The organism is Pseudomonas sp. SDO5215_S409 (genome assembly GCF_054071325.1).
The window spans coordinates 18,686-33,631 of sequence record NZ_JBSVWN010000018.1; the positions used below are offsets into that span (position 1 = coordinate 18,686).

6 protein-coding genes and 1 pseudogene are annotated in these 14,946 nt (G+C 65.2%); 4 read left to right on the plus strand and 3 right to left on the minus strand.

Annotated elements, in window-relative coordinates; translation table 11 throughout:
• Nucleotides 1-30: 30 nt before the first annotated feature.
• Nucleotides 31-939, minus strand: a complete 909-nt coding sequence (locus ACW9H9_RS11910; protein WP_457343385.1) for a helix-turn-helix transcriptional regulator — start codon at nt 937-939, stop codon at nt 31-33.
• A gap of 146 nt (nt 940-1,085) precedes the next feature.
• Here ACW9H9_RS11910 and ACW9H9_RS11915 point away from each other — a divergent pair, with 146 nt between their 5' ends.
• On the plus strand, nt 1,086-3,089 hold the full coding sequence (locus ACW9H9_RS11915) for a TonB-dependent receptor (RefSeq protein ID WP_457343384.1): 2,004 nt from the start codon (nt 1,086-1,088) through the stop codon (nt 3,087-3,089).
• A 368-nt stretch (nt 3,090-3,457) separates the two neighbouring features.
• Here the strand turns inward: ACW9H9_RS11915 and ACW9H9_RS11920 are convergent, their stop codons facing one another.
• Both ACW9H9_RS11920 and ACW9H9_RS11925 read right to left on the minus strand, forming a co-directional pair.
• Complete coding sequence (locus tag ACW9H9_RS11920; protein WP_457343383.1) at nt 3,458-4,408, minus strand: helix-turn-helix domain-containing protein; 951 nt, start codon at nt 4,406-4,408, stop codon at nt 3,458-3,460.
• A 15-nt stretch (nt 4,409-4,423) separates the two neighbouring features.
• Nucleotides 4,424-5,263, minus strand: coding sequence for a class I SAM-dependent methyltransferase (locus ACW9H9_RS11925; RefSeq protein WP_457343382.1), 840 nt, complete (start codon nt 5,261-5,263; stop codon nt 4,424-4,426).
• A 242-nt stretch (nt 5,264-5,505) separates the two neighbouring features.
• Here ACW9H9_RS11925 and ACW9H9_RS11930 point away from each other — a divergent pair, with 242 nt between their 5' ends.
• The 3 genes and pseudogenes from ACW9H9_RS11930 to ACW9H9_RS11940 form a co-directional block, all read left to right on the plus strand.
• Nucleotides 5,506-7,290 carry an ABC transporter ATP-binding protein gene (locus ACW9H9_RS11930; protein ID WP_457343381.1) on the plus strand — a complete coding sequence of 595 codons (1,785 nt, stop codon included), beginning with the start codon at nt 5,506-5,508 and terminating at the stop codon, nt 7,288-7,290.
• The gene (locus tag ACW9H9_RS11935; RefSeq protein WP_457343380.1) at nt 7,287-9,032 is read left to right on the plus strand and encodes an ABC transporter ATP-binding protein; all 1,746 of its coding nucleotides are present in this window, start codon (nt 7,287-7,289) and stop codon (nt 9,030-9,032) included. Before ACW9H9_RS11930 ends, ACW9H9_RS11935 begins: the two co-directional genes overlap by 4 nt.
• A 60-nt stretch (nt 9,033-9,092) precedes the next feature.
• Nucleotides 9,093-14,859 (plus strand): annotated as a pseudogene (locus ACW9H9_RS11940) (amino acid adenylation domain-containing protein); the annotation flags it as partial.
• Between the last annotated feature and the right edge of the window lie 87 nt (nt 14,860-14,946).

Genomic DNA, 14,946 nt, shown 5'->3' on the forward strand with positions numbered 1-14,946 from the left:
GGGGTTTTTAAGTTTTGTTTAGGGTTGCGTTTATTGCGGCTCGCTCATCAACGCACTGAAGTGCAGCGGGTTGACCCCGTGGTAACGGCGAAACACCTTGGCAAAGTGGCTGGCGTTGCTGTAGCCCACTGCGGCGGCCACTTCACTCACGCGGCCCCCCTCGCTCAACAGCTGCGCCGCGCGTTCGATGCGCACCTTTTGCAGGTAGCCGTACACACCACTGTCATAGAGCTGGCGAAAGCCTTGCTTGAGTTTGCGCGTGTTCAGTTCCACGCACTGCGCCAGGCTTTCGATGGTCCAGGCCTGCTCGGGCCGGGTTTGCAGCAACTTGCGTGCGCGCTCGACCCGCGCCAGGTCGCGCCCGCCGGTATTGGCCGCATTAAAATGCGCCAGGTGCTGAATGTGGGCGGTGAGCTGGCCGAGCATTTCATAGGCCTTGCCGCGCAGGAGCAAATCGCGGGCCACGCCTTCGAGGCGGCAACCGAGCATTTCCTGGCCGATGCGCCGCACCACCTGGGGCGCCGGGAACTGCGCCAGGCGCGCGGCATTGTCCTGGGAGCTGGTCTTTTCCCAATTGCCGGTGAACTCGAACAACTGGCTGGCCAGGTCGAGCATGCCCAGGCGGTGCGCGGCAAAACTGATGTTGACCCCGCGCCAGCGCGTACCGGCCGGTACAAAACCCACGCCCTTGACCTCACGCGTGGAATGGAACAGCGAACAGTGGTCCTCGCGCCAACTCAACGCCGGGGTATCGGCAAAACTGCGCCAGCCCGCGCAGTTGGCATGATAGGACACCGTCAACGACGCTTCGCAGGACGAGTCCAGGTGACGGTCTTGCTCCACGTGCCATTCGATCAGGCGAATATCGAGTTCGTCTCCCAGGTCCTCAGTCAACACTTTGGGCAGTTCGTAGTCAGCGCGGTAGTGATTGAGGCTCATGGAGAAGACACCTTTGGGAATTCAGTCCAAATGATAACACTTATCAATTATAGTTCCGATCACGCGGATAACAGCCCCGATCGCACGCGCAATGAAAGGGCCATCTCCCGAAGATAACGCCACTTCATCTACCACAGGGCCTTCTCATGCAACGCTCTCTACTCAGCCTGGCGATCCTGTTCGCCATCGCCCATCCCGCCTTGGCCGACGACGCCTTGACCTTGCCCGAGCTGCAAGTGACGGCCAACAAACGGGTGCAGGCACAGGACCAGACCGACCTTGCGTTGTCGGTGGCCACGGAGGCGGACCTGCAAAAGGCCAATGTCTACAACAGCGGCGAATTGGAACGCGTGTTTCCTGAACTGCTGGTGCGCAATACCGGCGCGGGGCTGTTCCCCAGCCTGAGCCTGCGCGGGGTGTCTTCGTCCGACCCGTACAATGCGCCGGTGGGGGTCTACGTCGATGGCGTGCCCCAATACCTGGGCACCTTCCAGCAACAATTGCTGAACATCGAACACATCGAACTGCTCAAGGGCCCCCAAGGCACGCTGTATGGGCGCAACGCCCAGGCCGGGGCACTGAACATCATCACGCGCCAACCCGACAACACCCCCACCGCAACGATCCAGAGCCGCATCAGCAACCTGCATCAACAAGTGGCCGTGACGGCCGCCACGCCACTGGTCGATGACACGCTGTTCCTGCAGGCCGCCGTGTACCACGACAACGTCGACGGCGAACTGACCGGCAGCCCGCACCACGGCGACAGCGACAACGGCGGCGGCAACCTGGCCCTGACGTTTCGCCCCAACGAAGACTTCAGCCTGAAACTGGCCTACGCCCGTGACCGCCTGACCTCGTTCAACGAGCAATACCTGGCCGACGCCACGTACGAAAAACGCCGGGCCAGCGTGCCGCTGATGGAGTCCCAATACACCCGCCGGGTAGAAACCGGCAGCGCCACCGTAGACTGGAGCCTGAGCGACTCGCTCAAACTGACCTCCATCACCGCCTTGCAGAGCTACCGCCACGAACGTCTGTATGGCGACTTGGGCTTTTTGTGGCCCGAAACCCAACGTACCGTCAGCCAGGAACTGCACCTGGCCACCCAGGGCGACAACCGGGCCTGGGACGCAGTCGGCGGCCTCTACTGGCAAAACAGCCGCAGCCATTCGCTGCGCGTACCCGACAGCAGCGCGCCTCTGTTTGGCCAGTTTGGCGAGGCCGACAGCCGCATCGAAAGCACCGAAAAAGCCGTGTTCGGCGAATTCACCTGGCACCTGGCCCCACGCTGGGACCTGACCCTGGGCGCCCGCCACAGCCAGGAAACCGCCGACACCCGCTACGTGCAGGCCAACGCCGCCTTCACCCCGGGCTTTACCTACAAAGGCCACGACACCTTCACCAGCACCACCCCCAAAATCGCCCTGGGCTTCCAGGCCACGCCGGACACCCGCCTGTACGCGTCCGCCACCAAAGGCTTCAAGGCAGGCGGCTTCAACCGCATCGGCGCAATCACCCCGGACGCGGTGGCCTACTCGCCGGAAAAATCCCTGAGCACCGAAATCGGCGTCAAATCGAGCCTGTTGGACAAGCGCGTGTGGATCAACGCGGCGGTGTACCGCATCGACATCGACGACGTGCAGCAATTCATCGGCGCAGCAGGCACCGGCACCCAATCGCTGGCCAACATCGGCAAAGCCCGCAGCGAAGGTGCAGAAATGTCCGTGGACTGGCACGTCGACGACGCCACCTCGGTACGCGTCGCAGGCACCGTCAACCGCAACCGCATGCTCGACTCCGAACGCCAGGGCAACCACCTCACCTACACCCCCAACCGCACCTTGCGAGTGTCAGCCGAACACAGCCTCTTCTTCGACAACCTACTGGGCGAACTGCGCCCCAGCGTCGGCGTGAGCTACACCGGCAAACACTACTTCGACGTCGACAACCAAGTGTCCCAAGGCGGCTACAGCCTACTCGACGCCCGCCTGGCCTGGCTGCCCACCCCCGACCTGGAACTGGCCTTATACGGCAACAACCTGGGAGACAAAAACTACCGCACCTACTCCTACATCTCCGCAGGCAACCAATTCAGCCAACCAGGACAAGGCCGTGAACTGGGCGTAAGCACAAAAATCACATTCTGACCCTGCTCTTGATCTGCTTTTGATCTGCTGTTGATCTTGATCTGGCTTTTGATCTGGCTTTTGACCTTGATCTTAAACGCCCCGTTAAACCACGCTGGCCGTAGGCCGATGTTCAAGCGGGGGGTAAGCCGGCAGGACGCCGGCCTAGCCGCTCTCGGCCAAGGATGGCCGATAGCGGCGACCCCCCGATTGAATGTCGGACTACGGGCACACCGAGCGCCAGCGAGGTGCCGAGTGGTGGGGCGAGAGCCTTTTGCTTACTTTTGGCTGGGCCGGCATTCCGGCTCTGTCCAAAAGTAAGTCGCTGTAAAAGCGAAACCACCATCCGCCACAACCCAAATAACGGATATGCCCCCCATACAACCCAATCACCCCTCCCGATACTCCTTGGGCGACATCTCATGCCGCTGCCGAAACAACCGAGACAAATGACTCCCATGAGCAAACCCACACCGCCAAGCCACCTCCTTGATCGGCAAATCCGACCCCCTCAACAACTTCCCCGCCTGCTCCAACCGACAATCCAGCACATAGCTATACACACTCGTCCCAAACAACTCATTGAACTGTCGCTTGAGCACCCCATGCCCCATCCCCACCACCCGCCCGATATCAGCCACCGTCAGCGGCTCCAGGCAATGCTCTTGAATATAGGTGCGCGCCGCCAACAACATACGCCGCTCCCGCCGGTTGATACGCGGCAACACCGGTGACTCCAGCGACAACGCCGCCGGCTCAGGCTCCTCGACGCTCAAGCGCTGCGCCAACCCCCACAACAACTCCATCGCCTGCGCATGCGCCTTGAGGCCTTGCAACGGATTGCCCGGCACCCCGTCGGCCATGAACCGCCCGGCCATCTGCTGCTCTTGAGCCGTCATGCGCACGCGCAACACCCCGGCCTTGCGCTGCGGGTGCGAGAACCAGCGCCCGCTGCCCCGTCCAGCCGCCATCAACGGCGCGAACACCTCCAGCCATTCCAGGCTGAAATGCACAATCGCAAGCTTCAGGTCGTGATAAGCCGGGAAAAAATCCATGCACGTGAACGGCTCGCACGCACAACTGAGGTAGCAATAACCCGAGTCATAAGTGCACAACTCAGGCACGCCCTCCATCAGGAAGTGGCCATTGCCCTTGACCATCATGGCCAGGGACAAATGTCGATCCACGTTGACCTGACGGCACACGTCGCGGTCAGGAAAACCGTCCACCAGACCAATGCGCACCCCCTCGTGGACTTGGGTCCAGGCGATACCGGGCATGTACTGATTGTGCTGTTCCAGCGTGGGAGCACTGGGGCGCAAAGCGGAGTCAATCGACATAGGGTTGTCCCTCAGTCAGGGGGTGGTGAAGCGGCAATGCACCAAGGCCGGTGCGACACGCTGGCGCAACGGCCGGATGCGTGACACCAGCGCCAGGGCGCGCATGTAGCGAGGCCAGGGTTCGGCGTAGGTCAGTGCTTGCAGCACATTGAGCCCCGGCACTTGGTGCACAAAGGGTTCGAGTTCACCCAAGGCAAGGCCGAACGGCATCGGCGGCGTCTGGTAATCAGCGCTCATGGCCAGGCCCTTGAGGGTCTTGCGCGAATACCAGGGCGGAATGCAGTCAAAAAACAACTCGCCCTCCCCCAGGCGCTGCACCAGTTGTTGCAACAACCCCAGCACCTCGTGCGCCTGGAAATACATCAGCAGACCCGCGGCGGTGACGAACACCGGGCCTTGCGCGGCCTGGCTGACCTGGTCGAGCCACTGCGGGTCCAGCGCCGAACACGCAAGCAACATGTTGCGCGGGTGTTCGGGCAGCAACGTACGACGCGTCTCGATGGCCTCGGGCAGGTCCACCGAATACCACGTCACCCGGCCGTTATCCACGCGCCATAACTGGGTTTCCAGACCTTCGCCCAAGGCCACCACCGTACCGTCGGGGTGGCGTGCCAGAAAGTCTTTCACCCGGTCATCGGCATAGCGCGAACGAATGCCATGGGTCGCCTGGGGTTTGCCAAAGCGGCCCTTGAAGTCGTAATCGATACGCTCGATCAGTTGCAGCAGCACCGGGTCGTCCAGCAGGCGATCAGGCCCGCGGGCAAACGCTGCGCGGTTCCACACCGTCATCAGCATGGTTTCGGGCACGCCGGAAAGCCCCGGCACCACTCGCTTGGGTTGCACTACTGAATTCATCCACGTTTCTCCAGATGGACCCCGCCGGGCGCATCACACGGGCATCGGTCAGAAGGATTTTGCGCGCCACACAGCGACTGTAACGCGCAGAAACACTCTATCATGAATGAGAACGATAATTATTAGACCGATTGTGCTCATCCCAACCCCTTTGTGATCCTTATCACGCCAACGCCGCTTTATCCTGCGCCCCGACGCGTGCCGAGCCCGCCACGCCAGCCAAAAAAACCACGGAGCGCTGGATGAAGAGACAACCCGATGCTGTTGACATGACAGCAGGGCAACCCTTGACCCTCCTGCGCTTATTGGCGCTGGTGCCACGCCTGTTCAGCCTGGCGATCGGCAGTGCGGTGGTGTCGACCTTGCTGGGCGTCGTGTCGTTGGGCTGCGTCTACCAGATCGTTCATCACTTGCTGGCAGCGCCGACCGATTCGGCCACGGCCATCCACTGGGGCCTGGCCGCGTTGGGCGTGGTGCTGCTGCGCTGGGGGCTGATGAGTGCCAGTCACGTGTGTGCGCACCTGGCCGCCTTCGAGCTGCTGCGCCGCTTGCGCCAGCGCATTGCCCGCCACCTGGGTGAAGTGCCGCTGAGCTTTTTCAGCCGCCACACCAGCACCGACCTGCGCCGCACCCTGAATGATGACGTGGGCAGCCTGGAAGGCTTTTTTGCGCACCTGTTGCCAGACGCCGTGTGCGCACTCGTCACCCCGCCCCTGACCCTGATGGTGCTCGCGGTCATCGACTGGCGCCTGGCACTGGCCAGCATCGCCCCGCTGCCCTTGGCCCTGCTGGCCCAGACCCTCATGGTCAAAGGCGCCGCCGCGCGCATGGCGCAATGGCACAGCCTGCAACAGCGCATTTCCCACAGTTTCAGCGAATACCTGCGCGGCATTCAGGTGGTCAAAAGCTTCGGCCTGACCAGCCTGCGCTTTGGCACCCTGAGCCGCGACATCCTCGACGCCGCCGCCTGGGTGGCCGGTTTTGCGCGTAAAAGCTCGCTGTTCTGGGTGGTGTTTTCCGGCCTGCTCAGCGCCAACCTGATCATCGTCGCGCCGCTGGGCGCAGGGCTGCTGCACACAGGGCAGATCGGCCTGGACACGCTCCTGCTGTTTTTGCTGCTGGCCCCTGCCGTGCTGATGCCCCTGTTGCGCCTGACCTACATCCAGGGCGAACTGATCCAGCGCAGCGCCGCCCTCGCCCGCATCAACCAGGTGTTGCAGACCCCGGCCCTGCACGACAACCTCGCCGCACGCATCCCCGACGCACCACTGCACCTGTGCGTGCAGGATGTGCGGCATGCCTACGGTGAGCGCCAGGCCCTCAACGGCGTCAGTTTTACCGCCCAGGCGGGCCAACTGACCGCACTGGTGGGCCCCAGCGGTTCCGGCAAAAGCACCCTGGCGCAACTGGTCTGCCGCCTGTTCGACGCCGACAGCGGCCATATCACCCTGGGCGGCACCGACCTGCGCGACTGGCCCCTGGACGCCCTGCTCGAACGCGTGGCCACGGTGTTCCAGCAGGTGCACCTGTTTGACGCCAGCGTACTCGACAACCTGCGCCTGGCCAGGCCCGACGCCGACCTGGCCCAGGTGCACGCCGCCGCCCGTGCCGCCTGCGCCCATGACTTTATCCAGCGCTTGCCCCAGGGCTACCAGACCCCACTGGGCGAGCGCGGCGCGCAATTGTCCGGCGGCGAGCGCCAGCGCCTGTCGATTGCCCGCGCCCTGCTCAAGGACGCGCCCGTGCTGATCCTCGACGAAGCCACCGCCTATGCCGACAGCGACAACGAAGCGCTCATCCAGCACGCCCTGGCCAACCTGTGCCGGGGCCGCACCGTGCTGATGATTGCCCACCGGCTGCACACCGTCACGGCGGCCGACACCATTGTGGTGCTCGACCACGGCCAGGTGCGCGGCATCGGGCGCCACGCTCATTTGCTCGACACCTGCGCGCTGTACCGTCAGCTCTGGCAAGACCACACCCAGATTCGCGACTGGCACCTGATGGGCTCGGAGGCAACCGCATGATCGGTTCGTTGATGCGCGCTGGCGAGCGCCTGGCCGGCAAACGCGACCCGCGCTTGAACCAGGGCCTGCGCCTGGCGGTACTCGAAGGCCTGTTGGGCGCCGCGCTCTACCCGCTGCTGTATGGCTTGCTGGACAGCCGAGTGCGCCCCGGCACCGAACACCCCAGCATCCTGCTGCTGACGCTGGCGATGCTCGCCTGCCTGTGCGCCAAAATCGGCGTGGGCGCGCTGGGCACGCCCAAGGTGTTCACGGGCGCCTACGCGATGATGGCCAGCGCCCGCCTGCGCCTGATCGACCACTTGCAGCGCTTGCCGCTGGGCTGGTTCGGCCAGGCCAACAGCGGCGAAATCAGTGCGCAGGTCACCAGCGACCTGGAACTGGTGGAAAACCTCTGGTCGCACTTTCTTGGCGTGTTTGTGCTGTCTATCGCGCAGCTGGGCGGCCTGTTGATCTTTTTGTTCTGGCTGCAACCGTTGCTGGCCGCCGCCGTCGCACTGACCCTACCGCTGGCGGCGCTGGCAATGCGCGTGGCCATGGGCAAAACCCTGAGCCACGCCGAACGCATGCTGGCCAGCAACAACCGCACCCAGGCGGCGTTGCAGGAATACCTGCAAGGCATCGCGGTGATCCGCAGCTTTGGCCGGTTTGGGAGCGCCTTGCGCCGCCTTAATACCGTATTGGATGCGCAGCACCGGGCAATGATCGCCATCGAACTCAAGCCCGCACCCTGGATCGCCCTGTTTGGCCTGGTGATCGAGGGCGGCTACGTGCTCATGGTCTTGCTCGGGTGCCTGCTGCTCGGCCAAGGCCGCCTGGCGTTGGCGGACCTGCTGCTGTTCTGTGTGCTGGCCTTGCCGCTGTACCGTGTGGCCCTGGACTTGGGGTTTGCCACCCTGCTCCTGCGCTTCGGCCATTTGGCGCTGTCGCGTACCGAACAACTGCTGCAGCAAGCGCCCCTGCCCGAACCTGTTGCACCGCGTGCCCCCCAAGGTTTCGATATCCAGCTGCAAGACGTGTGCTTTAGCTACGCGGCGCGCGAACACCGGGTGCTCGACGGCGTGTCTTGCAACCTGCCCGCCGGCTCGCTCACCGCCGTGGTCGGCCCCAGTGGCGCGGGCAAAAGCACCCTCGCGCACCTGGTGGCGCGCCTGTGGGAGGTGGACAGCGGTCACGTGCGCATTGGCGGCGTCGATGTGCGCGAGATCGGCAGCGTGCACCTGCAAGCGCAGATCTCCATGGTGTTCCAGGAGGTCACGCTGTTCTCCGGCAACGTCCTGGACAACCTGCGCGTGGGCCACCCCAGCGCCAGCGAAGCCCAGGTGATCGGCGCCGCGCGTCTGGCCCAGGCCCATGACTTTATCCAGGCCCTGCCCGAAGGCTATGCCACCCGCATCGGTGAAGGGGGGGGCTGGCTGTCGGGCGGCGAACGCCAACGCCTGTCGATTGCCCGCGCGCTGCTCAAGAACAGCCCGATCCTGTTGCTCGATGAAGCCACGTCCAGCATCGACCCGTCTTCGGCCGCCGCGATCCAGCAAGGCCTGGACGCACTGGTGCGCGAACGCACCGTGCTGGTCATCGCGCACCGCCTGCACAGCATCCAGCACGCCGACCAGATCCTGGTGATGGACCAGGGCCGCATCGTCGAACGCGGCCGCCACGCCGAGTTGCTGGCGCTGGACGGCCTGTATGCCCACCTGTGGCGCCAACAACACCAGGCGCGCCACTGGCACTTGAACACCTGAACCCTGAACGCCGCGCACTGTTGCGCGCGGTACGAGTACTTGTCTGGATGGAGTCTCACCATGCACACATCGACCAGAACAGCCTCGACGGCAACCCCCGCTTCCACGGTGAAGCTCACCCCGTCCGCGCTGGCCGAAGCCCTGGCCGGGCAATTGCGCCTGCCCGTTGAACAATTGCCCCCCGACGCCAACCTGCTGCGCCTGGGCCTGGACTCGATGCACCTGATGGCCTGGCTCAACCGCCTGCGCCGCCAAGGGTTCAACGTGACCTTGAGCCAACTCTACGAACAGCCCACCTTGCAAGGCTGGTGCGCATTGCTCCAGGCACCGGCGCCCGCCCCCGAGGCAACGCCTACGGCGCACGCATTACCGCGTATGCACGACGGCCAGCCCTTTGCGCTCACCGCCGTGCAGCATGCCTATTTTGTGGGGCGTTCCAGCGAGCAACCGCTGGGCGGCGTGGGTTGCCACCTGTATCAGGAGTTCGACGGCCACGGCTTGACCGCCCAGGCACTGGAACCGGCCATCGAGCAACTGATCGAACGCCACCCCATGCTCAAGACCCGCTTCCTGGCCAACGGCAGCCAGCAATGGCAAGCGCATTCCAGCTGGCCGGGGCTCAAGGTGCATGACCTGCGCGAGCACACCGCCGCCGCCCGCCAACAGCAGCTTGCGCACCTGCGCGAACAGCTGGGGCACCGGCGCCTGCGGGTCGAAGACGGCGAAACCTTCGACTTCCAGCTGTGCCTGCTGCCCGAAGGCCAACACCGCCTGCTGGTCAATATCGACCTGCTGGTGGCCGACGCTGCAAGCTTCAACCAGCTGTTTGAAGAACTCATCGCGCTGATCGCCCGCCAGCCGCTGCCTGCGGCGCCCGACGACTACGACTTCTGCGCCTACCTTGCCCAGTTGCAGCACCACGATGCGCCGCGTATCGAACACGCCCGCGCGTGGTGGCTGGAGCGCCTGGACACGCTGCCGCTGGCCCCGCTGCTGCCGCTGGCGCAAGAACCCGAGCGCATCGAACAGGTGCGCATCAGCCGCCGACGCGGGCAACTGGACGCCAGCCAATGGCAACGTTTCAAGGAGCACGCCGGCCAACACGGCGTCACCCCCACCATGGCCCTGGCCACGCTGTTCAGCGCGGCGCTGGGCCGCTGGAGCGGGCAACAGCAGTTGCTGCTCAACCTCACCCTGTTCGACCGTCAGCCCCTGCACCCTGCGGTGGCGGGCATGATCGCCGACTTCACCAACATTTTGCCGTTGCCGGTGCAGTGCAGCGGGCACGCCTTTGCCGACCTGGCATTGGCCAACCAGCGCAGCTTTGCCCAGGTCTACGAACACAGCGCGTGGTCCGGCGTGCACGTGTTGCGCGAGCTTAAAAAACACCAGCGCCACCCCCACGGCGCACCGATTGTGTTCACCAGCAACCTGGGGCGCCCGCTATATGGCGAGGCCACGGCCAACACCTTGGGCGAACCGGCCTGGGGCATCTCGCAAACCCCGCAAGTGTGGATCGACCACCTGGCGTTCGAGCATCACGACCAGGTCATCCTGCAATGGGACAGCAACACCGCGCTGTTTCCCGCCGGGCTCACCGACACGCTGTTCGACGTCTACCTGGAACAAGTCCTGGCGCTGGTCAACGACCCGCACGCCTGGACCCACCCGTTGCCGGAACTGATGCCCCAGGCCCAGCGTGAGGTACGCCAGCAAGTCAACGCCACCACCCGGCCGCTGCCCGAAGGCCTGCTCCACAGCAGGATTTTTGCCCAGGCCCAGCACAGCCCACACGCCATCGCGCTGATCCAGGGCGAGCGGCAACTGAGCTTTGCCCAACTGGCCGACCAGGCCAACCGCATCGCCGGGGCCTTGCAGGCCATGGGCGTCAACCCCGGTGACACCGTTGCCGTGAGCATGAGCAAGGACATCGGCCAGGTCATCGCCGTGCTGGGCATCCTCCAGGCCGGAGCGATCTATGTGCCGGTGCCGCCGGACCAACCGCTGGCCCGGCGCCTGGGCATTTACCGGGGGGCCGGGGTCAAATGCATCCTCACCAGCGCCGATGAACCCACCGAAGCCCAGGTACAACCGCACCTGGACTGGCAACAGGCGATGCTCGCACAGCCGCTGCCCCAGGCCATGGCGGTGGACCCGCAGCAACCGGCCTACATCATCTACACCTCGGGCTCCACCGGCGAACCCAAAGGCGTGGTGATCAGCCACCAGAGCGCGTTAAACACCTGCGTGGACATCAGCGAGCGCCACCAGGTCACCGCGCAAGACCGTGTACTGGCCCTGTCGGCGCTGCATTTCGACCTTTCGGTGTATGACATTTTCGGCGTGCTGGGCGCCGGGGCTTCCATGGTGCTGGTCAGTGAACAGCAGCGGCGCGACCCGTCGCTGTGGTGCGAGCTGATCAAGCGTCATCAGATCAGCCTGTGGAACAGCGTGCCGGCCCTGTTCGACATGCTGCTCACCTACAGCGAAGGCTTCGACCTGCCAGCGCCCGCGTCACTGCGGGTGGTGATGCTCTCGGGCGACTGGATCGGCCTTGACCTGCCGGGCCGCTACCACGCTTACCGCGCAAACGGGCAGTTCGTGGCCATGGGCGGCGCCACCGAAGCGGCGATCTGGTCCAACACCTGCACCGTGGCGCAGGTGCACGCGCAGTGGCGTTCGATCCCCTACGGCCAGCCGCTGGCCAACCAGGCCTATCGCGTGGTCGACGAGTTGGGCCGTGACTGCCCCGACTGGGTCGCGGGCGAGCTGTGGATCGGCGGCGTGGGCGTGGCCCAGGGTTATTTCAACGACACCGAGCGCAGTGCCCGGCAATTTGTCCAGGTGCACGGCGCACGCTGGTATCGCACCGGCGACATGGGCTGCTACTGGCCGGACGGCACACTGGAGTTTCTGGGGCGACGCGACAAGCAAGTCAAGGTGGGCGGCTACCGCATCGAACTGGGCGAGATCGACGCCGCCTTCAACCGGCTGCAAGGCGTCAAGACCGCGATCAGCGTGGCCCTGGGCGAACGCGAAAAAAGCCTAGTGGCGTTTGTGGTGCCCCAGGGCACCCACCTGTACAGCCCGGTGCCGACCGACCCGCGCACACCGGCCGACTACAGCGACTGGCTGGCCACAGGCAGCCTCGCCCCGGCCCTGGCAGACGACCCTGTGCTGGCGGATTTTCTGCTGCAACACCTGGCACTCAACAACGTCGCGCTGAACAGCCCCACCGACCTCGCCAGCCTGTGCGCACACTACGGCTGCGCCGCCCATTGGCGCCCACTGCTCGGGCGTTGGCTGGACTGGCTGGGCGCGCAAGGCGTGCTGCAACAGCAAGATGGGCACTGGCAGCGCGTGCCCACCGTGCCCTCACCGATCGATGCCCGTCACCACGGGTTGAGCGAAGCGTTGAGCGCGCACCATGACGGCCTGCGCGACATCCTCCTGGGCCTGCGCGACCCGCTGACCCTGCTTGACCACCCCTACTGGTCGCCCGAGCAGTTATTGCTGCAAAGCCCCGGCAGCCGCGCCACCCTCGATCAACTCGCGCAGCACATCAGCCGCCTGAGCCAGCATCTGCAACGCCCGGTGCGACTGATCGAAGCCGGTGCGCGCAGCGCCCAGAGCGCGGCGTACCTGCTGCAACAGCTCAATGCCGCGCAGGTGCAGTACACCGCGCTCGACACCTCCCAGGCCCTGGTGCTCAAGGCCCGCGAACGGTTGGCGCCGTTTGCCCACGGCGCCGCGTTGCGTGACCACGACGATGACACCCGGGCGCTGCTGCACAGCGCTGATGTGCTGCTGATCAACAACACGCTGCACCGCCTCGAACAGCCCCAGGCTGCCCTGTCGCGCTGGCTGCACCTGTGTGCGCCGGGCGCTGCGGTGTGCGTGCTGGAACTGGCCGAGGCCGGGCCGTTGGCGCTGGTCAGCAGCGACCTGCTGGACGCGCAACACAACGCCGCGCAACACCTGCGCGGCCTGGAGGACTGGCGCCAGCTGGCCGTCGAGCTTGGCTTACAGGTGTGCCAGACCAGCACGCTGGACGCTGTGCAGCGCCTGGTCCTGCGCGCCGCCGCGCAGCCGTGCCGCCCGGACCCGCTCAAACTCAGCCAGGCGCTGGCGAACGAACTGCCCGCTTACATGGTGCCCCAACGCCTGTACTTCCTGGATGCCCTGCCCTTAACCGCCAACGGCAAGGTCGATCACCAGGCCCTTTCGCGGTTGTGCAAACCCGCTGCGGTAGCCGTTGAAGACCAGGCTCCCGAAGGCGTGGCCGAACAACTGCTCGCAGGCCTGTGGCAGACGTTGCTGCACACCTCGCCCGTGCACCGCCACAGCCAGTTTTTCCAACTGGGCGGCGACAGCCTGTTGGCCACGCGGCTGATCGGCGAGCTGGCCAGGCAGGGCTACCGCGCCCGTCTCGACGACCTGTTCAACTTCCCGACCCTGCACGCGTTTGCCGCGACCCTGGTGGCTGACGGCGGCGCCCAGGCCCCCACGCTGCACCACGATGCCGCCGCCCGCTACCAACCGTTCGCCCTCAGTGACGTGCAACAGGCGTATTGGGTGGGGCGCCGTCCCGGTTTTGTACTGGGCGGCGTGGGTGCGCACTTTTTTGTCGAGTTCAACGTCGAGCACCTGGACGTGCCCCGCCTGGAAAGCGCCTGGCGCCGCCTGATCGATCGTCACGACACCCTGCGCGCCGTGGTACGCGACGGTTGCCTGTGCGTGCTGGAGCAGGTGCCCGCGTTCACTCCACGCCGCCACCGGGTCAGTGCGCTGGAGGCGGCGGACTGCCTGGCACTGCGCGAACGCCTGTCCCATCAAGTGCTCGACACCGCGCAGTGGCCATTGTTCGATGTGCAGATCGCCGAGGACGGCAGCCCCCACAGCCGCGTGTTCGTCAGCCTCGACAACCTGCTGCTGGACGGCATGAGCATGCAAATCCTGCTGGCCGAACTGGAGCTGCTCTACGAACAGCCCGAGCGCGAGCTTGAGCCCATCGGCATCGGCTTTCGCGACTACCAGTGCCTGCGCGCCAGCCAGCCGCCCAGCGCCAGCGCCCAGGCCTACTGGCAACGCCGTTTGGACACGCTGCCAGCGGCGCCACAGTTGCCGTTGCGCCAAGACCCGGCCAGCGTTGGCGCGCCACGCTTCGTGCGGCTGGCCGAGCGCCTGCCTGCGGCGCAGTGGGAAGCGTTGAAAGCCTGTGCCCATCGGCATCAGTTGACGCCTTCGGGGCTGCTGCTCAGTGCGTTCTGCGCCGTGTTGTCGGCCTGGAGCCGCGCGCGTGAACTGACCCTCAACCTCACGTTGTTCGACCGCCAGCCGTTGCACCCGGACATCGACCGGGTGCTGGGCGACTTTACCTCGTTGCTGCTGCTCGCCTGGCAACCCGCCGAAGGCTGGCTGGACAGCGCCCAACGCCTGCAACAGCGGTTGTGGCGCGACCTGGCGCAACGGGACCACTCGGCCATTCGCGTGATGCGGGAGCTGGCCAGCCGCCAGGGCTTGGCGGCCGCGCAAATGCCGGTGGTGTTCACCAGTGCGCTGGGCTTCGACAAGGGCCGCTTCATGGCGCAGTCGTCGTGGCTCAAGCCGGTATGGGGCATTTCGCAGACGCCGCAGATCTGGCTCGACCATCAAGTCTACGAGTCCGAAGGTGACCTGTGCCTGAACTGGGACGCCGTCCAGGCGCTGTTCGAGCCGCGCACCCTGCGCGGCATGTTCGACCAGTACATTGCGCTGCTGCGCCAACTGGCCGAACAGCCCCAGGCCTGGGCGTTGCCCCTGGCGCAATTGGTGCCGAACCAGGCCAGCGCCTTGGCGTCGCCCGTACCGCTTGCTCATGAGCCAGTGCCCGTCGCTGCCGAAGCACCGGCCTGCGTGCACACCACCGCGCTGA